Raw genomic sequence first — 25,941 nt, forward strand, 5'->3', positions numbered from 1 at the left:
GTTTCCGTTATACTGCGACCAAAATCGCCTTTATTACCTGAGGGTTCAATTAATTATGTACCATGTCGTCGCAGCTACCACCAATCCAGCGAAGATTCGTGCGATTGCTCAGGCATTCAACGACGTTTTCGGCGAGGGATCCTGCCACACAGAAGGGGTGGAGGTCGAGAGCGGCGTGGCAGCACAGCCCCTCTCTAATCTTGAAACCCGCACCGGCGCACGTCAGCGCGTCATGAATGCCCGTCAGGTTCGCCCGGAAGCCGATTTTTGGGTCGCGATTGAAGCAGGCATTGAAGAAGAGAGTGCGTTTGCCTGGATAGTGGTGGAAAACCACAAGCAGCGGGGTGAATCACGTTCAGCCAGCTTTACGCTGCCGCCGCCCGTGATGGCGGGTTTACGTGAAGGCCGTGAACTGGGCGACGAGATGGCGCGCCTGACCGGCATAGAAAACATTAAACACAAAGGCGGTGCGATAGGCACGTTAACCCATGGTCTGCTCAGCCGCTCCAGTGTGTATCATCAGGCGTTAATTCTGGCGCTCTGCCCGTTTACACATCCTTATTACGCGTAATCGACTCCGGGTGGCGCAATTGGGCCTCCAGCCAGCGCTTGAGTGCGGGAGGCGCCTCTTTCAGGCTGTTCGATCCCCGGGTGATGGTCGCGATGCCGACGCCAAGCTCATTTTTCAACTCACGCTGGCTCATGTCGCCGTTCAGCAGCGATTCGATGATACGCAGACGTGTGCCAAAGGCTTCCCGCTCATCGGGCGTCATCATGAGTTGCAGGAGCGGTAACGCATGCTGGTCGGCAAACGCCTGCTGAATCAGATCAACAAAACGTAGCCAGTTCGACTCCGCAGCCTGTTCAGTTTCGGGTGGCACAGCAGGTTGGTTCATGAGAGGGCTTCCGTACTCACTAAAGAGTACGGAAGCTTAACACAGCTAGTAACGGCGATTCCACTCAGCATCTGACAGGATCTTGTCAGGCTGGCCCAGGAAGTAGCGATAGTAGGCATCGTAAGCCAGCACATTCTTCACGTAACCCCGCGTTTCGGAAAACGGAATGGTTTCGATGAAGGCGACGGCACTCAGATTGCCCGCGGTGCTGTTTTGCCAGGTCCGTACGCGACCGGGCCCGGCGTTGTAGGCCGCCGAGGCGAAGATCCGGTTCTTATCAAACTGCTGATAGACATAATCCAGATACTGCGTGCCAATCTGGATATTGGTTTGCGGATCGAACAGCTGAGACGGATTCACATAGCCAGGAATGCTAAACATCTTCACGGTATGCGTGGCGGTGGCGGGCATAATTTGCATCAGGCCACTCGCACCGACCGGGGAACGCGCTTTCGGGTTCCACGCACTTTCCTGACGGGAAATCGCCATCGCATAGCTCTGCGGAATGGTTTTCCCCTGTGTGTTCTGCTTATAAAGATTCTGCCATGCCAGCGGGAAGCGTTCTTTCAGGCTGTCCCACATTTTTGCGGTGATGGTGGCCTGTACGCTGAGATCCCACCAGTCCTGCTCGCTTGCGTAACGCGCCAGCATCTGCTGCTGGACATGGGTTTTGCTGTTAATCAGGTTGGCCCATTCGCTTCGCGCCAGATTATCCAGCCCCCAGTACATCAGCTCGCGTACCCGGGCCAGCTCGGGCCCCTGTATCGTGGCGCTGTCGGGTTTCGGTGCGGCATCTACCTGCAGAGGATAATTCACGCCCAGACGCTGTGCAGCCACCATCGGGTAAAAGCCGCGTAACGTCATCAGTTTGCGCAGAATCTCATCGGCTTCTTCTTTGCGATCTTTGGAATAGAGCAGATCGGCCTGCCAGTATTGCCATTCGTCTTTCTCTTTCGCTTCTACCGGCAGACGGGCAATCCAGGTATTCAGGCCACGACGGTCATTTTCACTCAGCGCCAGGCGGACGCGCCGCTCCAGCAAGGCAGTTGATTCGCTGTTCATCACTACCGCATCGCGCCAGCGCGCTTGCTCAGAAGTCAGATCGCTGCCCATCATGCGCCAGACCACAATCTCCTTCAGCGCCTGTTCATCCTCCGGCCCCATTTTTTGCGCCCGGACCAGTTCGGGAATCATGCTGCGGGCATTTTCCATATCGGCACGCGCCACACGGGCGAAGGCAAAGATAGTGGCCTGGCGCGTAAAGTCGGTGGCACCAACGCTGTTGGCAAAAGTCGTTACGGACTGGGGATCTTTCTGCAGCGTCAGTAAGGCATCCGACATCGTCTTATAATCAGCGGGCAGCATCTTCGCCAGATAGCTGACCAGGCTGTCATTGCCCGCTTTCATCGCCAGACGAATGCGCTCCAGCACCGTAATAGGCGAGAGCTGCCCTGAGGCCTGCCAGACTGAAAACAGCTTGTCACAGTCATTCGGCAAGGCGGTGCCGCGCAGCCAAATCGCTTTTGCGCCCGCAAAGGCCGCCTGCTGCTGACCGGTAGACCATTTTGCGTAATACCAGTTGCAGCGCGCCTGCACCGGCGTCGGTTCATCCGGGCTGAAATTCAGTACGCCTTGCCAGTCCTGACGATGGGCCAGCACGTTCACAAACCGTGTTTTCAGCGACCGTGCCGGGGGCAAGGTGGGGTACTTTTGAATGAAGTTCTGCACCGCCAGGCTGGTTTCCTGATCGAGATCCTGCGCCAGCAAACGGTATTCTAAGTAGGGATAAAGCGGATAATCCTGCAGCGTCGGTAACAGTTGATCGACTGTCGCCATCTGGTTACTGTCCCACGCCTGTTTAATCTGTTGATATCGTTGCCGTTGTTGATCAAGCGAATCAGCCCATGCGCTGCCGGCCATGCTCACCAGGCAGATCCCTATCATCCCGTTACGCCACTTCTCCACGTAAATCTCCTCTGTTGCTGGGCCCTGGCAGGGTGCCAGACGTTATTCATGCTAACCAGGGGAAGCCACTCTTGCCATGTTCTTCACAAAATTTACCTTTGCGCAGGCGTGGCGCACCGCAATGTCACACGTTCTGCGCTACCGTTGTGCATTTTATCATCACATAAACTTATGGCATGCCGCTTTATCTCTTTGATTCATCAAGTTAAAAATCTGGCACAGCCTTTGCTCTGTTGAATGCCATCTTGTATACCAGTTGGAATTTATTGCATGGCTTCAACATCTGGCTTGACCCTTAGCGAATGGCAGCAACGCGCCCGGCAGCACCCACAGCAGCTTCACACGTTGCTGGCAACCCACCTGGCGGAACAGGAACCCAGTGATAATGCCTGGATCTGTCTTGCCAGTCCGGCGCAGCTCGAAGCACAAATCACGCCGCTTCTGGCACGCTATCAGCAGGATCCCGACGCGCTTCCTTTGTTCGGTGTGCCGTTCGCGGTCAAAGACAATATTGATGTCGCAGGCTGGCCGACCACCGCCGCCTGCCCGGCGTTTAGCTACACCGCTGAAGAGGATGCCTTTGTGGTGGCGCGCCTGAAAGCAGCAGGTGCGGTGGTCATCGGCAAAACCAACCTTGATCAGTTTGCAACCGGCCTGGTGGGCACACGGTCACCTTATGGCGCGGTGTGTAATACCTTTGATCCGGATTTTGTCAGTGGCGGATCCAGTTCCGGATCGGCCTCGGTACTGGCGCGTGGCCTGGTGGCTTTCTCACTCGGCACTGACACCGCCGGGTCAGGTCGGGTGCCGGCAGGGTTTAACAATATTGTCGGCCTGAAACCGACAAAGGGCTGGTTCTCTGCCCGTGGTGTGGTCCCGGCCTGTCGCCTGAACGATACGATTTCGGTGTTTGCGTTGACGGTTGAAGACGCCTTTACCGTGGCCAGCCTGGCCGGTGGCTACGACGAGAAAGACGCCTATTCGCGCGTAAATCCCCGTACGGCACCGGCAGGCATGAAAGCCCGTCCTGATTTCGCCATTCCGGCTACACCGGAATTTTACGATGATGCCGCCGCCGAAGCCGCCTGGGATGCCGCGCTCAGCGCACTGAAGGCGACCGGCGCGACGTTGCATCCCATTGACTTTACCCCTTTCCGCCAGCTCGCCGAGCAGCTTTATCAGGGTCCGTGGGTCGCCGAGCGCACCGTCGCCGTAGGCGAGATGCTTAACCAGCCAGAGAACATGGATCCGGTGGTCCACGGCATTGTGGCGAATGGCCTGAAGTACAGCGCCGTGGATGCCTGGCAGGCCGAATACCAGCGTGCCGAACTGGCCCGGCACATTCAGCAGGTTCTGGCCTCGTTTGATGCGCTGGTGGTGCCCACCTCGCCCACCATTTACACGCTGGACGAAATGCAGCAGGAGCCGGTGCTGTATAACGCGCATTTTGGCACTTATACCAACTTCACTAATCTGGCCGATCTTGCTGCACTGGCCCTGCCCGCCCCGTTCAGAAACGACGACCTGCCGGCGGGCATTACGCTCATCGCTCCCGCCTGGCATGACCGCGCGCTGGCGCAGTTTGGCCTGCGCTGGCAGCAGGCTCTGGCCCTGCCTCTCGGCGCAACCGGCCTGCCACTGCCGCCCTCCCCGATGGCGCTTCCTCCATCCCACGATCATGTTCGTGTGGCCGTCGTCGGCGCACACCTGACCGGGATGCCCCTTAATTTCCAGCTCACCACGCGCCAGGCCGTTCTGGTGGAAGAGACGCAGACCGCCAGCCAGTATCGCCTGTTTGCCTTATTAGAGGGTCCGATTAAGAAACCCGGCCTGATGCGCACAGAACAGGGGACGGCCATTACCGTTGAACTCTGGGATATCCCGCTGGCGCGCTTCGGTGAGTTTGTGGCGGAAATTCCTGCCCCACTGGGCATTGGCAATCTGACGCTTGCCGATGGACGTGTGGTGAAAGGCTTTATTTGTGAAGGTGCCGCGCTAACCGGCGCGCTGGAAATCACTGAATTTGGCGGCTGGCGTAACTGGCTTGCCTCGCCTGGGAGTAACTAATTATGTTCAGCACAGTCCTGATTGCTAACCGGGGTGAAATTGCCTGTCGCGCCATCCGCACGCTGAAACGTCTGGGCATTAAAAGCGTGGCCGTGTTTTCCGATGCCGACCGCAACGCGCAGCATGTGAAAGAGGCGGATATCGCCGTGGGTCTGGGCGGCGACAAAGCCAGTGACAGCTATCTGCGCATCGACAAAATTCTGGCGGCGGCGCAGGAAACGGGCGCCCAGGCGGTCTGGCCCGGCTATGGTTTTCTGTCAGAGAGTCTGCCCTTTGCTGCCGCCTGTGAAGAGGCCGGTATCGTGTTTGTCGGTCCCACGGCTGCGCAGATTGGCGAGTTTGGGCTGAAACATCGCGCGCGTGAGTTAGCCGCGCAGGCCGGAGTACCGATGACGCCAGGCACGCCGCTGCTCAACACACTTGATGACGCCCTCAGCGCAGCCGAATCCATCGGTTATCCGGTGATGTTAAAAAGCACGGCAGGCGGCGGAGGCATTGGACTGACGCGCTGTGCCGACGCCGGGGCACTGCGCAATGCCTGGGAGAGCGTCCGTCGACTGGGCGAACAATTCTTTAGTGATGCCGGCGTTTTCCTCGAACGCTGTATCGATCATGCCCGCCACGTGGAAGTGCAGATCTTCGGTGATGGCAAGGGCACCGTGGTGGCGCTGGGTGAGCGCGACTGTTCGCTGCAACGCCGCAACCAGAAAGTGGTGGAGGAAACCCCCGCGCCCTGCCTGCCCGCGGCCACGCGCGCGGCGTTGCTCGCCTCGGCCGTTCGGCTGGGTGAGGTAGTCAATTACCGCAGCGCGGGGACCGTGGAATACATTTATGATGCACAGCAGGACGCCTTCTATTTCCTGGAAGTGAATACCCGCCTGCAGGTTGAGCATCCGGTCACCGAATGCGTCACCGGCCTCGACCTGGTGGAATGCATGTTGCGCGTCGCCGCTGACGAAGCGATCGACTGGCCGCGCCTGCAGCAGGCACCGCAGGGCGCGTCGATTGAAGTCCGTTTGTACGCCGAAGATCCGTTAAAAAACTTCCAGCCCAGCCCCGGCGTGCTCACGCATGTCAGTTTTCCTGACGATGTCCGTGTGGACAGTTGGGTGACGACCGGCAGCGAGGTTTCCAGCTATTACGATCCGATGATCGCCAAGCTCATCGTCCATGCGGACACGCGAGAGGCGGCGCTGGAAAAACTGCAATGCGCACTGAACGCCACACAACTGCACGGTATCGCCACCAATCTTGATTATCTGCGGCAGATCGTGGCCACCGAGGCGTTCCGTAGCGGCAAGGTCTGGACACGTTTTCTGGACAGCTTTACGCCCGCGGCAGCCGTAGTCGAAGTGCTGCAGGCGGGCACGTTCAGCTCCATCCAGGACGTGCCGGGCCGTCTGGGTTACTGGAATATCGGCGTACCGCCGTCAGGTCCGATGGATGATTATGCCTTCCGCCTTGCCAACCGCATCGTCGGAAATCATGAGTCGGCGGCCGGGCTGGAATTTACCCTGCAGGGCCCAACGCTGCGCTTTCATTGCGCGGCGACCCTTGCTCTCACAGGGGCAGACTGCGGTGCCACGCTGGATGGCATCCCTGTCAGCAACTGGCAGCCGATAACGGTCAATGCTGGCCAAACGCTGACACTGGGTCGCGCCCAGCGCGGTTGCCGCTGTTATCTGGCTATCCGTAACGGCTTTGATGTCCCGGAATACCTTGGCAGTCGTTCCACCTTTTCTCTGGGCCAGTTTGGCGGGCACGCCGGTCGCACGCTTCGGGTTGCCGATATGCTGCCTGTCTCGCAACCGTCACTGGCAGCCTGCACCACGCCCGCGCCGGTCAGCGCTCCGCAGGCACTCAGCCCGGCGCTGATCCCAACGTACACCAGCGAATGGCACATTGGTGTCCTGTACGGACCGCACGGCGCACCTGACTTTTTCACCCAGGCCGCCATCGATGAATTCTTCGCCAGCGACTGGCAGGTTCACTACAACTCCAACCGCCTTGGTGTACGTCTGGTCGGGCCTAAACCGACCTGGACGCGCGCTAACGGCGGTGAAGCGGGCCTGCATCCGTCCAACGTGCACGACTGTGAATACGCGATTGGCGCAATCAACTTCACCGGTGACTTTCCGGTCATCCTGACCCACGACGGTCCCAGCCTCGGCGGCTTTGTCTGCCCGGTGACGATAGCCAAAGCCGAACTGTGGAAGGTCGGCCAGGTCAAACCGGGCGATAAAATTCGCTTCCATCCCATCAGCGTCGAAGAAGCCGTCGCGCTGGAAAATGCCCGGTTGCAGGTCATCGCCACGTTGCGTCCGCACACGGCGCAGACGTTTGACGTGCCGTCGCTGGCCGACAACCGCTTTGGCTCCGCTACCGTGCTCGCCGCCGTTGCCGCCACCGACACCACACCGCAGGCGGTGTATCGTCAGGCCGGCGATAAATACATTCTGATCGAATATGGCGACAACGTGCTGGATCTGGCGCTCCGCCTCCGTGTTCATCTGCTGATGGCGTCGCTGCGTGAGCGACCGGTTGACGGCATCGAAGAGCTCTCCCCCGGCGTGCGTTCACTGCAAATTCGCTATGACAGCCTTACCCTGTCGCAGTCCCAGTTAATGTCCGAGCTGCTGGCCCGGGAAGCCATGCTCGGTGATGTCAGCACGCTGAAAGTGCCCTCTCGCATTGTCTGGATGCCGATGGCGTTTGAAGACAGCGCCACGCTCGGTGCCGTCGAACGTTATAAAGAAACCGTGCGCGCCAGCGCGCCCTGGCTACCCAATAATGTCGATTTTATTCAACGTATCAATGGATTATCCGATCGTGAACAGGTCCGCGATACGCTGTTCAATGCCAGCTACCTGATTTTGGGCCTGGGCGATGTTTATCTGGGTGCACCCTGCGCGGTGCCGATTGATCCTCGCCATCGCCTGCTCAGCTCCAAGTACAGTCCGGCCCGTACCTTTACCGCAGAGGGCACCGTCGGCATCGGCGGCATGTACATGTGCATTTACGGCATGGACTCTCCCGGCGGTTACCAGCTGGTCGGCCGTACGTTACCCATCTGGAACACCTTCCTGAAAAACCCGCAGTTCGGTGCCGGTGAGCCCTGGCTCCTGCGCTTCTTCGATCAGGTGCGCTTCTATCCGGTGAGCGAAGAGGAACTGGCGCAACTTCGTGATGATTTCCGCGAGGGCCGAGCTGCGCTGCGTATCGAAGAAACTGAATTCGATTTTGCCGCTCACCAGGCGTTTCTGGCGGCGAACGCCGACGACATAGCGGCGTTTCGCCAGCGCCAGGCCGCGGCATTTGAGCAGGAGGTTCGGCTCTGGTCGCAGGAGGAGCCGGAAGCCCCCGCTTCCACTGAGGCCGAGTCAGACGCGCCCGCTGAGGATAACAGCGCGCAGGCTGTACAGGCAGATATGAACGGCAATATCTGGAAAGTGCTGGTGCAGGCGGGCGAGACGGTGAGCGCCGGACAAACGCTGGTGATTGTTGAGGCAATGAAAATGGAACTGGCCATTACGGCTCCCTGCGCGGGTCGGGTGAAACGCGTGGCCTGCCAGGCCGGCCGCCCTGTCAGCCCTGGCGACACGCTGCTGTGGCTGGAATAAGGAGCGCCGATGACGACCCGATCACCACGAAGCAAAGCCCGCCCGGAAGCACTGGCAGAACGGGTTTACCAGGCACTGAAAAACGACATTTTTGAGTTCCGCCTGATGCCCGGCGACCGCTTCAGCGAAAGTGAGATTGCAGAGCGCATGGCGGTCAGCCGCACCCCGGTTCGCCAGGCCCTGTTCTGGCTGGAGCGTGAAGGCTATGTCGACGTGTGGTTTCGCAGCGGCTGGCAGGTGAAAGCCTTTGATTTTGCCTACTTCGAAGAGCTGTACGATTTGCGTACCGTCCTGGAGTGCGAGGCGGTCACGCGCCTGTGTGCGTTGCCGCCGACCCAGTGCGCCGACCGACTACGCGAGCTGTATCAGTTCTGGTGCGAAGCCGCGCAGGTAGAAGATGGCAAGCGGGTTTCACAGCATGATGAGGCGTTTCATATGACGCTGGTCGCCGCCGCGGGCAATGCGGAAATGGCGCGGATCCATGCCGAGCTGACAGAGAAAATCCGCATTATCCGGCGGCTTGATTTTACCCGGGAAGATCGTATTGCGGCGACCTATCGCGAACACGCACAGATTTTGCGGGCCATTTTATTGCAAGAAACCGGCGACGCCCGCCAGATCCTGACCGGGCACATTGCCGTCAGTAAAGCGGAGGTCAGAAAAATCACGCTACACATGCTCCAGCAGGCCCGGCTTCAACCCATTGAATAACGTATCCATACCATTAGGGGTTTATCATCGATGAAAAGACGTTCATTGCTTAAAGCTTTTGCTCTCTCAGCTACCGTCGCGGGCATGGGGTTCGCCTGGAGCGCTCAGGCGGCTGACACCATTAAAGTAGGCATCATGCACTCCCTTTCCGGCACCATGGCCATTTCTGAAACGCCACTTAAAGATGTCGCCCTGATGACCATCGATGAAATTAACGCCAAAGGCGGCGTGCTGGGGAAAAAACTGGAGCCCGTAGTGGTGGATCCAGCCTCAAACTGGCCGCTGTTCGCCGAGAAAGCCCGGCAACTGCTGACCCAGGACAAAGTGGCTGTGGTGTTTGGTTGCTGGACCTCGGTATCGCGCAAATCCGTGCTGCCGGTCTTTGAAGAACTGAATGGTCTGCTCTTCTATCCGGTGCAGTACGAAGGTGAAGAGATGTCGCCGAACGTCTTTTATACCGGTGCAGCACCAAACCAGCAGGCGATTCCGGCGGTGGAATACCTGATGAGCCAGGATGGCGGCGGGGCCAAACGTTTCTTCCTGCTGGGAACAGATTATGTTTATCCCCGCACCACCAACAAGATTTTACGCGCCTTCCTGCATTCAAAAGGCGTGCAGGATAAAGATATCGAGGAAGTGTACACCCCGTTTGGCTACAGCGATTACCAGACCATCGTCTCTAATATCAAGACGTTCGCCGCTGGCGGCAAAACCGCGGTGGTCTCCACCATCAATGGCGATTCCAACGTACCGTTCTACAAGGAACTGGCTAACCAGGGCATCAAAGCCACCGATATCCCGGTCGTAGCCTTCTCGGTGGGTGAAGAGGAACTTCGTGGGATTGATACTAAACCGCTGGTCGGTCAGCTGGCAGCCTGGAACTATTTTGAATCCTTAGATAATCCGACCAACGCGAAATTTGTTGCCGACTATCGGGCTTATGCAAAAGCGCACAATCTGCCGAATGCCAGCACCGTGGTAACCAATGACCCGATGGAAGCCACCTACGTAGGCATTCATATGTGGGCGCAGGCCGTCGAGAAAGCCGGTACGACCAATGTGGATAAAGTGCGTGCGGCCATGGCCGGTCAGACCTTTAAGGCCCCGGACGGGTTTACCCTGACGATGGATCAGACCAACCACCATCTGCACAAACCCGTGATGATTGGCGAAGTTGAAGAAAACGGTCAGTTTAACGTGGTCTGGCAGACGGACAAACCGGTACGTGCCCAGCCCTGGAGCCCGTATATTCCCGGCAATGATAAAAAACCGGATCATCCCGTGAAAACGACGCAGTAAAACTCAGACCGCCCTCGCGCTGGCTGTGAGGGCGGCCGTCAGGACATCCTATGCTCGCCCTTTTGATGAGGCTCACCATGATGCTTCGCCTGAATTTTTTAGCGTTATTGCTGCTTCTGCCGCTGTTTGCCAGCGCCGGACCCGCTACGGATTTTGCCGCCGCCAGCCGAACTCAGCAGGCCGATCTGCTGCAACAGTGGGCCGCTGCGCCAGATGCCCGCCGTTTACCCTTGCTGGAAGCGTTAAAAGCCGAAACCGTCGTGACGGATCAGGACCACCATCCCTTTAGTAAAACCGGGAATACGCTTCAGCCACTGGATGACGCCGCACAGCCCAACGGCGACGTTAAAAAGCTGTTTATGAACAACCGTCTGCGTGTACTGGTCGCCAGTGCTCTCGCCGCCCATCAGCTGGTAAGCCCTGATGCCGGCGTGCGCCTGCGCGCGGCGCAACAGTTACAAAACGACGCGGCCGCTGACCTGCTTCCGCTCATAGAAAAACGCCTCAGTGTTGAAACGGATCCTCAGGTTCATGCTGCGCTGGCCATGACGGCGGCCAGTCTGCAGCTGACCAGCCCGCAGCCGATAGTGCGGCTTAGAGCGGTCAAACTGCTGGGCGAATCCAGCGATCCTAATACTCAGGCCAGCCTGCAGCGCCTGACGCAGCCCGCAGCCGAGCCCGATGAAACGGTACGCGAGGCAGCGGCAGACAGCCTGAAGCAGATGAAAAGTCGCCTGATGTGGGGCGATCTGCTGGGACAGGCATTCAGCGGGCTCTCGCTGGGATCGATCCTGCTGCTGGCCGCGCTGGGCCTGGCCATCACCTACGGTCTGCTGGGGGTGATCAATATGGCGCACGGTGAAATGCTGATGCTGGGCGCGTACGCCACCTGGCTGGTACAAAACCTGTTTCAGCAGTTTGCTCCGCAGTATATCGCCTGGTATCCGCTGCTGGCGCTGCCGGTCGCGTTTCTGATGACGGCAGCCATAGGAATGGCGCTGGAGCGCACTATCATTCGCCATTTGTATGGCCGCCCGCTGGAAACCCTGCTCGCGACCTGGGGCATCAGCCTGATGCTGATTCAGCTGGTGCGTATGCTGTTTGGTGCGCAGAACCTGGAGGTCGCCAATCCCGCCTGGCTGTCGGGCGGATTGCAGGTGCTGCCCAATCTGGTTCTGCCCTGGAACCGCATTGCAGTCATCCTGTTCGTGGTGTTTGTGCTGATACTAACCTGGCTGCTTCTCAACCGTACGCGGCTGGGGATGAACGTGCGCGCCGTCACCCAAAACCGGGCCATGGCCGACTGCTGTGGCGTGCCGACGGGCCGCGTGGACATGCTGGCATTTGGTCTGGGTTCCGGTATCGCGGGGCTGGGCGGCGTCGCCCTGTCGCAGTTAGGCAATGTCGGGCCAGAACTGGGCCAGGGCTACATCATCGACTCTTTCCTGGTGGTGGTGCTGGGCGGCGTCGGCCAGCTTGCCGGAACCGTGGTCGCCGCACTGGGACTGGGCATTCTCAACAAAGTGCTGGAGCCGCAGATGGGGGCCGTATTGGGGAAAATCCTTATTCTGGTGTTGATCGTGCTGTTTATTCAAAAACGTCCGCAGGGACTGTTTGCCGTGAAAGGAAGGGTGACTGACTGATGACGCAACCTCTCACCTTACGTCTGACGCGTCAGGCACCGCGCCTGACGCTGGGCATTGGCGCAGTCGTTACGCTGCTGCTGCTGATCATGCCGTTCCTGGCACTGCTGCCCGCCTCGCATCCGCTGGCGATCTCCACCTATACCTTAACGCTGGTCGGTAAAATTCTGTGCTACGCCGTGGTCGCGGTGGCGCTGGATCTGGTGTGGGGTTATGCGGGCTTACTTTCTCTGGGGCATGGCCTGTTTTTTGCGCTGGGCGGCTATGCGATGGGCATGTACCTGATGCGCCAGGCCTCCGGGGACAGCCTGCCCGCGTTTATGACCTTCCTGTCCTGGGATCGGCTGCCGTGGTTTTGGGCAGGCACGCAGCATTTCGCCTGGGCGCTGTGTCTGATTGTCCTCGTGCCGGGCCTGCTGGCGCTGGTGTTTGGTTTCTTTGCCTTCCGCTCGAAAATCAAAGGCGTGTATTTCTCCATCATGACCCAGGCGCTGACCTATGCCGGCATGCTGCTGTTCTTTCGCAACGAAACCGGTTTTGGCGGTAACAACGGCTTTACCGGTTTTACGACCCTGCTGGGCTTTAGTGTGACCTCAACCAACACGCGCATCGGCTTGTTTATTGCTACCGTCCTGCTGCTGTTAGCAAGCCTGGTGCTGGGCTTCGCGCTGGCCCGCAGTAAATTTGGCCGGGTGCTGACCGCTGTTCGGGATGCCGAAAACCGCCTGATGTTCTGCGGTTACGATCCCCGGGGTTTTAAGCTGTTCGTCTGGACCCTCTCGGCCATGCTATGTGGCCTGGCAGGCGCGCTCTATGTGCCCCAGGTTGGCATTATTAACCCCAGTGAAATGTCCCCGACCAACTCCATTGAAGCCGCTATCTGGGTCGCACTTGGCGGGCGCGGTACGCTTATCGGTCCGCTGCTCGGGGCCGCCATCGTCAACGGCGCGAAAAGCGTCTTCACCGTGGCTTTTCCGGAGTACTGGCTGTTTTTCCTGGGGATGATGTTTATTTTGGTCACGCTGTTTCTGCCGCGTGGCGTGATGGGTTTACTGCGCCGGAGAAAAGATGACTGAGACCCTGTTCACCCAAACCCTGCCAGCCGATCGTTATCGTGCCCGGCGCGATCCGGTCCTGCAGTTGGCTAACATCACCGTAACCTTTGAGGGCTTTCGTGCGCTTAACAATCTTTCTTTGCAGATTGGTGTCGGTGAACTGCGCTGCATCATTGGCCCTAATGGCGCAGGTAAAACCACGCTGATGGACGTTATTACCGGCAAAACGCGTCCCGACACAGGGCAGGTCATTTACGATCAGGATAAAAACCTCATCGCCCTGTCGCCGGTGGAGATTGCCCGTAGCGGAATTGGGCGCAAATTTCAGAAGCCGACAGTGTTTGAAGCGCTGACGGTATTTGAGAATCTGGAGATTGCCCTGAAAACCACCAAAACCGTCTGGGCCAGCCTGCGTGCGCGCCTTGACAGCGCGCAACGGGATCGGATCGATGAGATCCTGACGCTGCTGCGGCTTAGCGCCGCCCGCCAGCGACCGGCAGGTCTGCTGTCGCACGGCCAAAAGCAATTTCTTGAAATCGGCATGCTGCTGGTGCAGGAACCGCACCTGCTGCTGCTTGATGAGCCCGCTGCGGGCATGACCGATGCGGAAACTGACTACACCGCCGAACTGTTTCGCAGTCTGGCGGGCAAGCATTCACTTATGGTGGTTGAGCACGATATGGGCTTCGTGGAAACCATTGCCGATCACGTCACCGTTTTGCATCAGGGAGCCGTACTGGCAGAAGGTTCCCTGCGCGAGGTACAGGCCAACGAGCAGGTCATTGACGTTTATTTGGGGCGCTAAATGTTACAGGTATCTGAACTGCATCAGTATTATGGCGGCAGCCACATTCTGCGTGGCCTGTCTTTTGAGGTTAAACAGGGTGAAGTCACCTGCCTGCTCGGCCGCAACGGTGTGGGGAAAACCACGCTGCTGAAATGCCTGATGGGCTTAATACCGGCTAAATCGGGCGAGGTGCGCTGGCAGGACAATATCATCAACGGGCGAAAGCCCCACCAGCGCGTGCAGGCCGGCATGGCTTACGTGCCGCAGGGGCGGGAGATTTTTCCGCGTCTGACGGTTGAAGAGAATCTGCTGATGGGCCTGTCACGCTTCTCATCCTCGCAGGCAAAGCAGGTGCCTGAAGAGATTTACCAGCTGTTTCCGGTATTGTTCGATATGAAATCCCGCCGGGGCGGCGATCTGTCCGGCGGCCAGCAACAGCAGTTGGCCATTGGCCGGGCGCTGGCCAGCCGTCCACAGTTGCTGATCCTCGACGAGCCTACCGAAGGGATTCAGCCTTCAGTGATCAAAGAGATTGGCCTGGTGATCCGCCAACTGGCACAGCGCGGCGACATGGCGATTCTGCTGGTCGAGCAGTTTTATGATTTTGCCGCGGACCTGGCCGACCGCTATCTGGTCATGTCGCGCGGTGAAATTATCCAGCGCGGGCGCGGTGAAGAGATGGAAACGGATAACGTGCAGAGCCTGGTCGCCATCTGATTCTCCTCCTGTCAGGCAGGTCGGCGCGCAGGCTGACCTGCCTGGATCGCGGCACCCTGAGCTTTCTTCCCACATGAGCCATGCACGCCCACGGTACGCATCCGTGACCGGCCCGTTTCATTTCCGTCGTTAAATTCTTGTGTAATAACGCACAAGACATCTTGTAATAAATAACAGCAAGTATAATAATTCTCATTTGCATTCAATGTGCATAACACCTTTGTCACATGACTTTCTGCGCCTTTCTTCTGCCGGGCGCGTTGTATTTGCCTTTGTAAGGGATAAACAATGAGAATGCCTTTTGGCCCGAAACGGTTAGCGCTACTGTGTTCCATCGCCATTGCCGCCCCTGCGGTCTCCTTTGCCGCCGATACGCTGGTGGTGACAGCAAAGCCGGAAGAAACATCGACCACGCCCACTGAAGGCTACACGGCGACCGTCAGTAAAGGGGCAACCAAAACCGATCGTCCTTTGATCACCACCGGTCAGTCCGTTTCGGTCGTGACGCGCCAGCAAATGGCCGATCAGGGCGCAATGGATGTGAATCAGGCGCTTAACTACACCGCCGGTGCCTTCACGAACTTCGCTGGCGCAGCCACCCGCTACGACACGGTCTCTCTGCGCGGCTTCCACGGCGGCGATGTCGATAACATTTTCCTGGACGGTCTGCGTCTGATGAGCGATCCCGGCAGCTATAACGTGCTGCAGGTCGATCCCTGGTTCCTCGACCGTATTGATGTGATCAAAGGTCCTTCTTCTGCCCTCTATGGACAGACGGTGCCGGGTGGCTTAGTGATGGAAAGCTCCAGACGTCCGCAGTATGCGCCTGAGGGACATTTCCGTTTGTCTACCGGCAACCATAACACCAACGGCGCTGCGTTTGATTACACCAATGCCATCAACGATCAGTGGGCGTTTCGTCTGACCGGCATAACGCGCAACAGTGATACGCAGTACGATCACACACGCGAAGAAAAATATGCGATTTCGCCTTCACTGCTGTGGCAACCTGATGAGGATACGTCACTCCTGCTGCGCGCTTATCTGCAAAAAGATCCGTCCGGCGGCTATCACAGTGCCGTGCCAGGGGACGGCAGCATCACCGAACATAACGGGCGTAAGCTCAGCACCGGTTTCTATGATGGCGACAGCGCGCTGGATCAGTTCAAGCGGCGAGAGCAGATTTACAGCGCGGAATTCGCTCACCGCTTTAATGAAACCTGGGCGTTTCGCTCGAATGCCAGCTACTCCCATTCCAATGTCGATCTGGATCAGGTTTATCAGATTGGCTGGGCATCACCGCAGTCAGAACTGCTCAATCGCTACTATTCCGGCTCGCGTTCGTCGCTGCAGGCGTACGCGATTGATAACCAGCTGGAAGCCGACTTTGATACCGGTCCGGTGGATCACAAGGTGGTGCTCGGTGCGGAATACCATCAGTACACGAACGATTTACGGGGTGCCAGCGGCCCGGCCAGTTCACTCAATGCGCTGACAGGTCAGGCCATGGGCGTGAATCCGGCTTACGTGTTTACAAATTCACAGCGTCGTTACTATCAAACCGGCGTGTACCTGCAGGATGAGCTGAAATGGGACAAATGGCATCTGGATCTCTCAGGCCGCTACGATCGCATCGTTTCTGAAAACCGCCAGTACAGCACCGATACCCAATATCGTCGTCAGGATGATCACGTCAGTGGCCGGGCGGCGCTGCTGTATGCCTTTGATAACGGGATTTCGCCCTACGTCAGCTACAGCCAGGCCATTACGCCACAATCCCTTTCCGGACGGGATGGTAACCTGCTGAAGCCAACGACCTCGGAGCAGTATGAGACCGGCATTAAGTACCAGCCCGTGGGCACGTCCGATCTCTACTCCGCCGCGATCTACGACCTGACACAGAATGATGTCGGTAACCGCGTGGTAGTAGGCTCCTATTATGAACCGGCTGGCAAAGTGCACTCTCAGGGCCTCGAACTGGAAGCGCATAATCAGCTCACCCCGCGACTGAGCACGCTGGCGAGCGTGACGGTGAACCATGGGCGCTTCAAAGATTCCATCGACGGCAATAACGGCCACACGCCTTACGTGACGCCTGACTCGATGGCGTCTGCCTGGGCGAAATACCAGTTTGATGCGGGAATCAGCGTCGGTGCTGGCGTGCGTTACATTGGTCGGCAGTGGGCAGACAATGAGAACACCACACGTCTGCCTTCCGCTACGCTGTTTGACGCCTCGGTCCGCGCTGATTTAGGTGCCTGGAACAGCAGCCTCAAAGGCGCGTTTGTGCAGCTTAATGCCAATAACCTGACCGATCGCGACTACGTTTCTGCCTGCTACGGCACGGGCTTCTGCTACTGGGGCGCAGAGCGCACCGTGGTGGCGACCGTCGGCTACGATTTCTGATCCCTCCCAGGGCGGCAATCCGTGCCGCCTGTCAGCGCTTATGCCACAGCGGCGCAATGTCGCCGCTGTTTTTCTCGCAGAAAAACACGTACTAACCACAGCCACAGCACACCACAGATCAGATTCAACAGGCTGAAGCCTGCGGTACCGCCATGAAAATAAGCCGCTTTGCCTGCCTCAATCCCAAAAGCAAAGACCACCATACTGACCATGCCCAGCATCGCTGCCACGCTGCCCTTCCCTGCCTGACTGGAAAATAACGTCAGTCGGTACAGTCCGGCATTGACCATCCCGCTGCCGAAGCCGTACAGGCTGAGGCCAGCCGTGAGCCCAATGTAGCTGTCCGCCTGCCATAACGTGCTCAGCGCAGTGATCAAAAGCCCTGTAACCACAGGCCAGGCACCCAACCGTAACGGCTGCTCGACGGAGAGACGGCTGGCCAGTCGTCCCAGCGTGAGATTCCCGGCAATCATTGCCATAAAGACCGGCAGTTGAAGCAGTGCGTAATCCAGTCGGCTCAGGCCCAGACCGTGAATCAGGATAACAGGCGAAAGCGCGACCCATGTCAGGCAGGGAATCGTCACCAGGCCAATAGCCAGCGAACCGCACATCACCTGGCGGTCTTTTAGCAACGCATAATAGCCCGCCGCCAGCGACGGCAGCGATACGGAGGTGCGTCTGTCCCCTGCGGTTTCCGGCATCGACAGGCCCAGGCCAATGAGCGACAGCGCGGCCAGAGCAGCGAAAAACAGAAACAGTGTGCGCCAGTCTGCGACGGCCAGAAACGCCGTACCCGCCAGCGGCCCGGCCAGCGGAGCCAGCAGCGCAACGTTCGCCATCAGCGCCATCATCTTTACGCTGAGTGCCTCGTCAAAAGCCTCCTGAATGGCGGCATAGCCCACCGCACCGATAAAGCACAGGCTGATGCCCTGCAGAAAGCGCAGCAGGATAAACGGCCCGATGCCCTGCACCCAGTGCGTCGCCAGACAGGTCAGCATAAAAAACGCAACACCGGTCAGCAGGACCGGACGGCGGCCCAGCTTGTCGGACAGCGGCCCCAGGAGCCACTGTAACAGCATCCCGCCCATCAGATAGGCGGTCAACGAGGTGGCCACCCACTCCGGGCCCACGTGAAACGCCTGTGTGACCCGCAGCATGCCGGGCTGAATCATGTCATGCGCGAGATAGGTGGCAAACTCAAACAGCACCAGCGATAAAGGAAATAACAGATGTCGTCGCGTCAGGCGCGAGACAGGTTGAAAACGAGCCATCGTCAGTATTATCCAGTAAAACGAGAAAAACGCGGCCGCCAGGGCGACCGCGCTGATGGGAAAGGCGGTGATGATCCCGTTAACGCCACTGGGCGACAGGATTCTCCAGCGTGCCGGCAAACTTGAGGTTTTCGGCAGGATCGGACAGGTTGATCATCTGCTGATTATTGGCCAGCTGCAGGCGGTTCAGACAGGAGCGGGTAAAGGTGGGCGCAAACATATCGTAGCGGGCAAATTTACTGGCCAGCTGCGGATGCGCCTGCTGATAATCCTTCACACACTGTGCCACCAACTGCCAGAACTGACTCTCGGGCAGCGTACCTGACTGGTGCAAAATCGCGCTGATAAAGCGGAAGATACAGTCAAAGACGTCGGTAAAAATCGACAACAGCTTCAGTTCTTCAGGCACGTCTACCGCCAGACGCTGGACGTTCTTCGGCAGCACCGCCTCCGGGTTCATGACGGCGATTTCTTCGCCAATGTCTTTCATGTAGGCGCTGACCGGCACATTGTTTTCCAGCAGCAGGATCAGATTTTCGCCGTGGGGCATAAACACCAGATCGTGTTGATAGAAGCAGTGCAGCAGCGGACTGAGGTAACAGTTAAGGTAACGTTCAACCCACTGTGCCGCGGGCAGGCCTGAGTCGGCGATCAGTGCGGGCAGTAACGGCTGCTGATGGTGATCAACATGCAGGAACGCCGCCATGGTCATCAAGCGCTGGCCGGGCTGCAGATCAGGAACCGGATTATCGCGCCACAGGGCCGCAAACATTTTCTTATAGGCGGAATCGCCCTTAATGGCACGTTCGTAATGGCGGTTGTGATAGCCCACGGCGGCCACCTCGCGCAGGATGCGGAAGTTGCAGCGCTGAAGCCAGCTGTCGTTTGCCACCAGCGTTTCCAGCCATTCATTAATCGCAGGCGTGGTCGCCATATAGTACGGCGACAAGCCGCGCATAAAGCCCATGTTGAGCACCGACAGGGCGGTTTTCACATAACGCTTGTGGGGCTGGCTGCGGTTAAAGAAGGTACGAATCGACTGCTGCGCCTGATACTGGTCATCACCGATGCCCAGATAAATAATGTCCCGACTGGCAATATCCGCCGCAAACACCGTCAGCAGTTTATTCTGCCACTGCCACGGATGCACGGGCATAAAGATATAATCCTCGGGTTCCACCCCGTGGCTTGTCAGCTGAGCCGCGAACCGATCCAGAATGGACTGCCCTAGCTCCTCCTGCAGCAACTGCGTATAGCTCAGCGCGCTGAGGCTGGAGAAATGGGCATGACGACGATGCACGGCTACCCAGATGAGATTTACCGGCGCGGCGGCCTCTGGAGCATAAGCCAGGTAATCCCGCGCATCGAAGCCGATGCGGCCGTTATTGGCGACGAAGCAGGGATGCCCTTCCGTCATGGAGGATTCCACGGTCTGGAAGTCCGCTTTTACCAGCGCCTGGCTGTCTGGATTCTGCTTCTGCAACTTAAATACGCTGCTGCATAAGGTGCTGCTGATCTCTTCCATGTAGGTGGCTAACAGCGCCTGAGGAATGCCGATCTGCGCATTAAACTCCTCAATAAACTGCAGCGCATCCAGCGGTAACGCCCGACCATTCTCCTGCTTTTCCAGTGAGGCAACGTCGATATCCCAGTGGTCCAGCGCCAGACGCTGAGCGGAAAAATGGTACTCTGCCTCGGCACCCGGCACGGCCAGGCGATAACGTCCTGGGTGCATTTCGTCGGGGACGATCAGCTTTTCATGCGCGAATTCGGCAATCGCTTTACGAATCAGTAAACGGTTAGCCTGCAGCCAGTGAGGTCCGGTGAGATGGGCACCGGTTAACAGTGAGGTGGCGTGATTCATTCGTGAGTCCTGCAGTAATGCCTGTTGATAATCGTCGCGCTGACAGAAGGCGAGCCAGGCGGTTTTGTGGCCCATATCAATGGTGTGCTGGTAGCGAAAACCCGCACGTTTGTTCAGGCGATGGATTTTGTCGTTGCGCACATCCGGTTCGACCACCACGCGACTGACCTCGGGGCGGCTGAACAGGTAGTCCATAACGGTGCTGAAGACCTGCCAGCTAAATTCCCTGACCGGGGTTTCCGCGGGCGCGATCAGAATATGCATGCCGTAGTCGTCCGGCTGAGCGGGATAGTATTTACCTACTTCATCCTCGCGGGCGCGATAGCATTCGACAAGGAAGGCCGGTTCACCATTGCAGCAGCCGATCAACGCCGCATGCGGATCCCTGGCCGTCAGCTGGTGGTAAAAGTCGGCGACCTGCTCTGGTGTGTCATTCTGCATTCCCCAGAAGCGGGCATAGTCGCGCGTCACCCAGCGATGAATCAGCGTGGCGTCAGCGGCCTGCATGGGGCGGAGGGTAAACTGGCCTGCCGGGCGGGCGGCAGTGAAAAGCGTTAACTGTGACATATTACGATTCCGATTGAGCCGGGAAAGTCTGGAAGGCAATCTGCCGTTCGACGGGATAGATCTCTTTGCCGGTGATTTCACGCAGCAGCACCGAATTGCGATAGCAGGCCATGCCCAGATCCGGTGTAACGAAGCCGTGCGTGTGCAGCTCCGCGTTCTGCACGAAGATCTGGTTGTGGCGATCAATGCTGTAGTTACGCTGAACGTCGTAACGGCCCTTCTCGTCCCAGCGCAGACGCTGGCTGATGCCTTCAATAAACATCGGCGGACGATACTGATAGCCCGTTGCCATCACCAGACCGTGCGTACGGCGGGTAAAGGCACAATCCTGCTCCTGCTGATGCAGCGCGAGCTCGAACTCTCCGTTGGGTAACGCGCGCATTCCGGTCAGTTCTGAATGGGTGAACAGGTTAACGTTCAGCGCGCCATCCAGTTGCTTAACGTACATCAGATCGTAAATAGCGTTGATCAGCGTGCTGTTGATGCCTTTATAGAGATTTTTGTGACGCGCATTCAGCGCATCGCGTTTCTCACCCGGCAGCGCGTGGAAATAGTCCACCCATTCTGGCGAGGTCATCTCCAGCGTCAGTTTGGTATATTCCAGCGGATAAAAGCGTGGCGCACGGGTTATCCAGTTCAGCTGATAGCCAAACCGATCGATCTCCGTAAGCAGATCGTAATAGATCTCTGCCGCGCTCTGCCCGCTACCCAGTACGGTAATGGACGGTTTTTTCTGCAAATCCGCCTTATTCGCCAGATACTGACTGGAGTGCGTAAAACGCGACCGGTATGGATGGCTGCAGCCAGGCAGCCAGGCTTCAGGACCGGTGCCCAACACCAGCCTGCGGGTCAGCCAGTCCTGCTGCTGCCCACTGACCGTATCGACTGCCCGCACGCGGTAGCACTGTAACGCTTCGTCGTAGCTCACATAGTCCACGCGCGTGTTCCAGCGCAGGTTACTCAGCTTTGAACAGGCCCACTGACAGTACTGGTTGTACTCTTTACGCATCAGGAAAAAGTCTTCGCGGATATAGAACGAATACAGTTTTCCTTTCTGCTTCATATAATTCAGCAGACTGTAAGGACTGGTGGGATCGGCCAGCGTCACCAAATCGGCCATAAACGGCGTTTGCAGATGCGCACTTTCCAGCATCATGCCGGTATGCCAGTCAAAGCCCGGATTCTGATCCAGAAAGAGGCCATTCAGCCCTTCAACAGGTTCACTCAGACAGGCCAGGCTGAGATTGAAAGGACCGATGCCAATTCCGATAAAGTCATAAATGTTGTCGTTCATCGTACCGTTCTCACTGGTTAGCGGCTTGCAAAGTCAGGTCACGTGCCTGCTCCCGGCCGTAATGGACAATCAGGGCAATGACGTCTTCCATGTCGGCCACCGTAGTGGTGGGATTCAGCAGGGTAAATTTGAGGTACTGGTGACCCTCGACTTTCGTACCGGCGATCACCGCGTTACCCGAGCGGAACAGCGCCTTGCGGATACCGGCATTGATGGCATCCAGCTGTGCGGCCCGCATGTCAGGCCGGGGTACGAAACGGAAGATTTGTGTGGTCAGTTCAGGCGCATGCAGCACCTCAATAGACGGATGGGCTTTCAGCAACTGATGGGTTGCCTCGGTCAACGTCAGGATGGTATCGAATGCTTCCCCCAGCGCCGCCGGGCCCATGATGCGCAACGTCAGCCACATTTTCAGCGCGTCAAACCGGCGCGTCGTCTGAATACTTTTGTTGACCAGGTTTGGCGTCCCTTCCTGCTGGGCGCTGAGCGGATTGAGGTAATCAGCATGGTGCGTCACATGGCTGAGGTGCTGTTTATCGCGCACGAAAAACGCCCCGCAGCTGACGGTCTGGAAGAATGACTTGTGGTAATCCACCGTCACCGAGTCCGCTTTTTCGATACCACTGAGGCGCTGCCGCTGCGTTTCAGATACCAGCAGGCCACAGCCGTAAGCCGCATCGACGTGCATCCAGATGCCGTACTGCTGACACAGATCCGCGATAGCGTTCAGCGGATCGATACTGCCAAAATCGGTGGTGCCACTGGTGGCCACGACGGCGATGGGAATCAGGCCCTGCGCATGGCAGTGCTCAATTTCGCGCTCAAGCTGTACGCTGTCCATGCGGTAGTGTTCGTCATAATCCACGGAAATCACCGCATCGTAGCCCAGGCCAAGAATCGCCATCGACTTCTGAATACTGAAATGACTCAGTCGGGAGGTCAGCACGCGCCATTTCGCGGCCTCCGCCGGCAACCCCTTATGCTTGATCAGGTGACCCGGATGGTGCGTGACGCACCAGCTGTCCCGCGCCAGCAGCATCGCCATCAGATTGGACTGCGTACCGCCACTGGTAAAGATGCCGTCTGCGCTCGCAGGCAGGCCGATACGGCCCAGCGTCCAGTCAATGACCTTCTGCTCAATCAGCGTGCCGCCCGCGCTTTGATCCCAGGTATCGACGGAGCTGTTAACCGCCGCCATGATCTGCTCTGCCAGCAGCGAGGGCAGCACAACCGGGCAGTTAAGATGGGCGACATATTTGGGGTGGTGGAACCAGACGGCATCGCGCAGGTAAAGTGATCGCAGCTCTTCCAGCGCGGCTTCGTTGCTGCCCAGAGGCTGATCAAGGTCGACGGCGCTGAACGCCGGGGCCAGCTCATGGGGCAGGATTCCGCTGAACGGCTTCTCCACGCGCTGCACCGTGCTGCTGATCAGCGTCAGCGCCGCGTGCGTTTGCTGCTGCCACGCCGTAATCTGCGCCTCGTTAAAGATGACGTCCTGAGCCGCAGGAATATCTTCAGACAGATGTCGGCGCGGGACCGACAGAGTTTGCTTACGTAACACCATATCCTGTTCCTTTGTTTAAGACGTAAGTCGCCTGGCCGCCCCGGTAAAAGGGCAGCAGATCGTGCCAGACCGCACGTGTCAGTTCAGATTCGGTAATCTTTAGCCGGTACAGCTAACCCATCAGCCCTGAAAAATTGAGAATTTATGTTCGCAAAAATCTAAAAAACTACATTTTGTGTGGTTTATTTGTATTTACTGAGTGATTGTTAACGAAAATGACAACATAAATAATAATCATTATCATTCAATTTATGGAAGTGTAACCATTCTCATAAGTATGACTAATATCTATTTACGTGATCTTGATCACAAAAAGTAGGCGAAAGGAGCCGCCAGGCTGACAAAACAGGCTTCCCCACGGCCCTGATTCCGTAGGGAAGTGCTGTTTTCAAGATGTGAATACAGATGACGGGATGCAGAGGCTCAGCCCCGGCACGGTTCTACATTGCGGTCTGGGCATCAAGCCTGAATACACTGACGTTCTCAACCAGCGCGCTGACCTGCTGGTCTAATGCCCGTGCGGACTGGGCTGACTGCTGTGATAAGGTTGCGTTTTGCTGCGTCGCGGCATCCATATGCGTCACCGCCAAATTGACTTGTTCAATACCGGCACTCTGTTCAGCGCTGGCAGCAGAGATATTCTCCATGAGCGTACACAGCTGTTTTACGCTCTCAACGATCGCCTGCATGGATGCCCCCGCGCCTTTTACAAGTGAATTGCCTTGCGCAACCAGCGTCACCGATCGATCCGTGAGTCCCCGAATCTCGCGGGCCGCCGTAGCGGAACGCTGCGCCAGTGCACGGACCTCTGAAGCGACAACGGCAAAACCGCGTCCGTCGTTACCAGCACGGGCGGCTTCTACCGCCGCGTTAAGGGCCAAAATATTCGTCTGGAAAGCAATGCCGTCAATTACCGTAACGATGTCATTAATTTCGCGTGAAAACTGATGGATATCTTCCATGGCAATGACCACTTTTTCGACCCCCTCACCGCCATCATCGGCGCGCTGGCGCGTATCACGTGCAATGATGCTGGCATGATGGGCATTTTCTGCATTGATTTTTACAACAGAGGTCAGTTGTTCCATTGACGCCGCCGTTTCTTCCAGCGCACTGGCTTGCGCTTCATTACGTGAAGAAAGCTCACGGCTGCCATGTGCCACCTGATCTGTCGTGGCCGCAATGGCCTCTGTTCCACCGCGAACACCGATCACAATGCGTGTCAGGCTCGTATTCATATCGCGCAGTGCGGCCATCAATTGTGCCGTTTCATCATGTCCGCTGACGCTAATACGGGCGCGCAGGTCACCCGCTGCTACCGTTTTGGCTATCGTGATTGCCTGTTTCAACGGTTGCGTAATGCTCTGGATAAGCCACCATGTAATTCCCGCGCCCACTAACAGGATGCATCCCATTGCGATCAGCAACAGCAGGCGCGTTTGTTGGTAATGCGCAAGGTTACTCGCATCAATGTCCCGATGCATTTCCTGCGCACGCGCTAAGGTCGACGTGACCAGCGCATCGATTTGCTGGGTGGGCGCACGATCAATGCCCGTTACCTGATGATCGACCCGCGCGGGGCTGCTGATGTCGTTGATAACATAGCTGTTCAGCGCCGTCAGGTACTGGCGTTCCAGCCCGGCATGCGCCGCGCGCGCCTGCTCAACCGGGGCAACTGGCAGGTTCAGCTTGGCCTGAATCTGACTGAGCCGGGTCAATAATTGCTGCGTTTTCTGGCTTTCATTCAAAAAGGCCGTTTTATATTTATCAAATGTATTTTGTCCTTGTGTCCCACGCAGCAGAATATTCTTCCACTCCTGCACTTGTATTTTGAACTGCACCTGCGCGCTGCGCGCAGTATCAATACTTTCTGCAATGAGCATCTCCTTTGCCATAACGGCCTGACTGTTCTCTAAAGCCTGTCCGTTAACACGCAATCCGTTCACCCCCATCAACAGGGTTGCAAGCAGCAGCAACGTGGCAAGAAAACCGAGTCTTTGACCAATTTTAAATCGATTGAGCTTCATAAAAACTGTTACCTGATGAATAAATAGGAGAACAAACGTGACTTTCGTCACATTGATTATCGTCCTGGCGGGTAGCAACCTTTATGGAGCCGGTTGAGGAAATAACGTGACAATTTTGTGACAGAAAGCCCCCAAATAGCGACATTTTTACCCATAATATCTTGCCTTGCGCTTTCACAGCCTGTGCG

Annotated in this window: 17 protein-coding genes; 10 read left to right on the forward strand and 7 right to left on the reverse strand. The window is 57.4% G+C overall.

Annotated elements, in window-relative coordinates:
- Positions 1-55: 55 nt before the first annotated feature.
- Positions 56-571 (forward strand): inosine/xanthosine triphosphatase, encoded by a 516-nt coding sequence (gene yjjX, locus C7433_RS07250; protein ID WP_006117615.1) that lies wholly within the window; start codon positions 56-58, stop codon positions 569-571.
- On the opposite strand, the gene trpR is transcribed toward yjjX, so the two are convergent.
- The gene (gene trpR, locus C7433_RS07255; RefSeq protein ID WP_033740217.1) at positions 549-896 is read right to left on the reverse strand and encodes a trp operon repressor; all 348 of its coding nucleotides are present in this window, start codon (positions 894-896) and stop codon (positions 549-551) included. The two genes, yjjX and trpR, sit on opposite strands and share 23 nt — an antisense overlap.
- A 45-nt stretch (positions 897-941) precedes the next feature.
- Entirely contained in the window at positions 942-2,861 is a 1,920-nt protein-coding gene (gene sltY / locus C7433_RS07260; RefSeq protein ID WP_110267866.1) for a murein transglycosylase, read from the reverse strand.
- 270 nt (positions 2,862-3,131) lie between these two features.
- On the opposite strand from sltY, the gene atzF reads away from it, so the two are divergent.
- The 9 genes from atzF (at position 3,132) to C7433_RS07305 (ending at position 17,166) form a co-directional block, all read left to right on the forward strand.
- On the forward strand, positions 3,132-4,928 hold the full coding sequence (gene atzF, locus C7433_RS07265) for an allophanate hydrolase (RefSeq protein ID WP_058702083.1): 1,797 nt from the start codon (positions 3,132-3,134) through the stop codon (positions 4,926-4,928).
- 2 nt (positions 4,929-4,930) lie between these two features.
- Positions 4,931-8,548, forward strand: a complete 3,618-nt coding sequence (gene uca / locus C7433_RS07270; RefSeq protein WP_110267867.1) for an urea carboxylase — start codon at positions 4,931-4,933, stop codon at positions 8,546-8,548.
- A gap of 9 nt (positions 8,549-8,557) precedes the next feature.
- Positions 8,558-9,259: a GntR family transcriptional regulator gene (locus C7433_RS07275; protein ID WP_110267868.1), complete on the forward strand. Its 702-nt coding sequence runs from the start codon at positions 8,558-8,560 to the stop codon at positions 9,257-9,259.
- 30 nt (positions 9,260-9,289) lie between these two features.
- Complete coding sequence (gene urtA / locus C7433_RS07280) at positions 9,290-10,558, forward strand: urea ABC transporter substrate-binding protein (protein WP_033740212.1); 1,269 nt, start codon at positions 9,290-9,292, stop codon at positions 10,556-10,558.
- A 77-nt stretch (positions 10,559-10,635) separates the two neighbouring features.
- Positions 10,636-12,201, forward strand: a complete 1,566-nt coding sequence (urtB, locus tag C7433_RS07285) for an urea ABC transporter permease subunit UrtB (protein WP_110268091.1) — start codon at positions 10,636-10,638, stop codon at positions 12,199-12,201.
- Positions 12,201-13,277 (forward strand): urea ABC transporter permease subunit UrtC, encoded by a 1,077-nt coding sequence (gene urtC, locus C7433_RS07290; RefSeq protein WP_039338785.1) that lies wholly within the window; start codon positions 12,201-12,203, stop codon positions 13,275-13,277. Before urtB ends, urtC begins: the two co-directional genes overlap by 1 nt.
- The gene (urtD, locus tag C7433_RS07295; protein ID WP_039338787.1) at positions 13,270-14,061 is read left to right on the forward strand and encodes an urea ABC transporter ATP-binding protein UrtD; all 792 of its coding nucleotides are present in this window, start codon (positions 13,270-13,272) and stop codon (positions 14,059-14,061) included. Before urtC ends, urtD begins: the two co-directional genes overlap by 8 nt.
- On the forward strand, positions 14,062-14,760 hold the full coding sequence (urtE, locus tag C7433_RS07300) for an urea ABC transporter ATP-binding subunit UrtE (protein ID WP_110267869.1): 699 nt from the start codon (positions 14,062-14,064) through the stop codon (positions 14,758-14,760). It begins immediately after the preceding gene.
- 288 nt (positions 14,761-15,048) lie between these two features.
- Entirely contained in the window at positions 15,049-17,166 is a 2,118-nt protein-coding gene (locus C7433_RS07305) for a TonB-dependent siderophore receptor (RefSeq protein WP_110267870.1), read from the forward strand.
- 38 nt (positions 17,167-17,204) lie between these two features.
- Here the strand turns inward: C7433_RS07305 and C7433_RS07310 are convergent, their stop codons facing one another.
- The 5 genes from C7433_RS07310 to C7433_RS07330 form a co-directional block, all read right to left on the reverse strand.
- Positions 17,205-18,437, reverse strand: coding sequence for an MFS transporter (locus C7433_RS07310; RefSeq protein ID WP_110268092.1), 1,233 nt, complete (start codon positions 18,435-18,437; stop codon positions 17,205-17,207).
- A gap of 79 nt (positions 18,438-18,516) precedes the next feature.
- Complete coding sequence (locus C7433_RS07315; protein WP_110267871.1) at positions 18,517-20,868, reverse strand: GNAT family N-acetyltransferase; 2,352 nt, start codon at positions 20,866-20,868, stop codon at positions 18,517-18,519.
- A gap of 1 nt (position 20,869) precedes the next feature.
- Positions 20,870-22,162 (reverse strand): lysine N(6)-hydroxylase/L-ornithine N(5)-oxygenase family protein, encoded by a 1,293-nt coding sequence (locus C7433_RS07320; protein ID WP_110267872.1) that lies wholly within the window; start codon positions 22,160-22,162, stop codon positions 20,870-20,872.
- 10 nt (positions 22,163-22,172) lie between these two features.
- Positions 22,173-23,726 (reverse strand): aspartate aminotransferase family protein, encoded by a 1,554-nt coding sequence (locus C7433_RS07325; protein ID WP_110267873.1) that lies wholly within the window; start codon positions 23,724-23,726, stop codon positions 22,173-22,175.
- A gap of 440 nt (positions 23,727-24,166) precedes the next feature.
- Entirely contained in the window at positions 24,167-25,753 is a 1,587-nt protein-coding gene (locus C7433_RS07330) for a methyl-accepting chemotaxis protein (protein WP_110267874.1), read from the reverse strand.
- Positions 25,754-25,941: the final 188 nt, after the last annotated feature.

It is taken from the genome of Pantoea sp. PNA 03-3 (assembly GCF_003201175.1).
In the GTDB taxonomy this organism is placed as follows: domain Bacteria; phylum Pseudomonadota; class Gammaproteobacteria; order Enterobacterales; family Enterobacteriaceae; genus Pantoea; species Pantoea stewartii.

What these genes read in the sequence shown, in the direction of transcription:
- urtC (WP_039338785.1), top strand. Translation starts at nt 12,201, where the DNA reads ATGACGCAACCTCTCACCTTACGTCTGACGCGTCAGGCACCGCGCCTG.
- urtE (WP_110267869.1), top strand. Translation starts at nt 14,062, where the DNA reads ATGTTACAGGTATCTGAACTGCATCAGTATTATGGCGGCAGCCACATT.
- C7433_RS07325 (WP_110267873.1), bottom strand. Translation starts at nt 23,726, where the DNA reads ATGGTGTTACGTAAGCAAACTCTGTCGGTCCCGCGCCGACATCTGTCT.
- urtA (WP_033740212.1), top strand. Translation starts at nt 9,290, where the DNA reads ATGAAAAGACGTTCATTGCTTAAAGCTTTTGCTCTCTCAGCTACCGTC.
- C7433_RS07330 (WP_110267874.1), bottom strand. Translation starts at nt 25,753, where the DNA reads ATGAAGCTCAATCGATTTAAAATTGGTCAAAGACTCGGTTTTCTTGCC.
- yjjX (WP_006117615.1), top strand. Translation starts at nt 56, where the DNA reads ATGTACCATGTCGTCGCAGCTACCACCAATCCAGCGAAGATTCGTGCG.
- C7433_RS07305 (WP_110267870.1), top strand. Translation starts at nt 15,049, where the DNA reads ATGAGAATGCCTTTTGGCCCGAAACGGTTAGCGCTACTGTGTTCCATC.
- trpR (WP_033740217.1), bottom strand. Translation starts at nt 896, where the DNA reads ATGAACCAACCTGCTGTGCCACCCGAAACTGAACAGGCTGCGGAGTCG.
- C7433_RS07320 (WP_110267872.1), bottom strand. Translation starts at nt 22,162, where the DNA reads ATGAACGACAACATTTATGACTTTATCGGAATTGGCATCGGTCCTTTC.
- uca (WP_110267867.1), top strand. Translation starts at nt 4,931, where the DNA reads ATGTTCAGCACAGTCCTGATTGCTAACCGGGGTGAAATTGCCTGTCGC.
- urtD (WP_039338787.1), top strand. Translation starts at nt 13,270, where the DNA reads ATGACTGAGACCCTGTTCACCCAAACCCTGCCAGCCGATCGTTATCGT.
- C7433_RS07310 (WP_110268092.1), bottom strand. Translation starts at nt 18,437, where the DNA reads ATGGCTCGTTTTCAACCTGTCTCGCGCCTGACGCGACGACATCTGTTA.
- atzF (WP_058702083.1), top strand. Translation starts at nt 3,132, where the DNA reads ATGGCTTCAACATCTGGCTTGACCCTTAGCGAATGGCAGCAACGCGCC.
- C7433_RS07275 (WP_110267868.1), top strand. Translation starts at nt 8,558, where the DNA reads ATGACGACCCGATCACCACGAAGCAAAGCCCGCCCGGAAGCACTGGCA.
- urtB (WP_110268091.1), top strand. Translation starts at nt 10,636, where the DNA reads ATGATGCTTCGCCTGAATTTTTTAGCGTTATTGCTGCTTCTGCCGCTG.
- C7433_RS07315 (WP_110267871.1), bottom strand. Translation starts at nt 20,868, where the DNA reads ATGTCACAGTTAACGCTTTTCACTGCCGCCCGCCCGGCAGGCCAGTTT.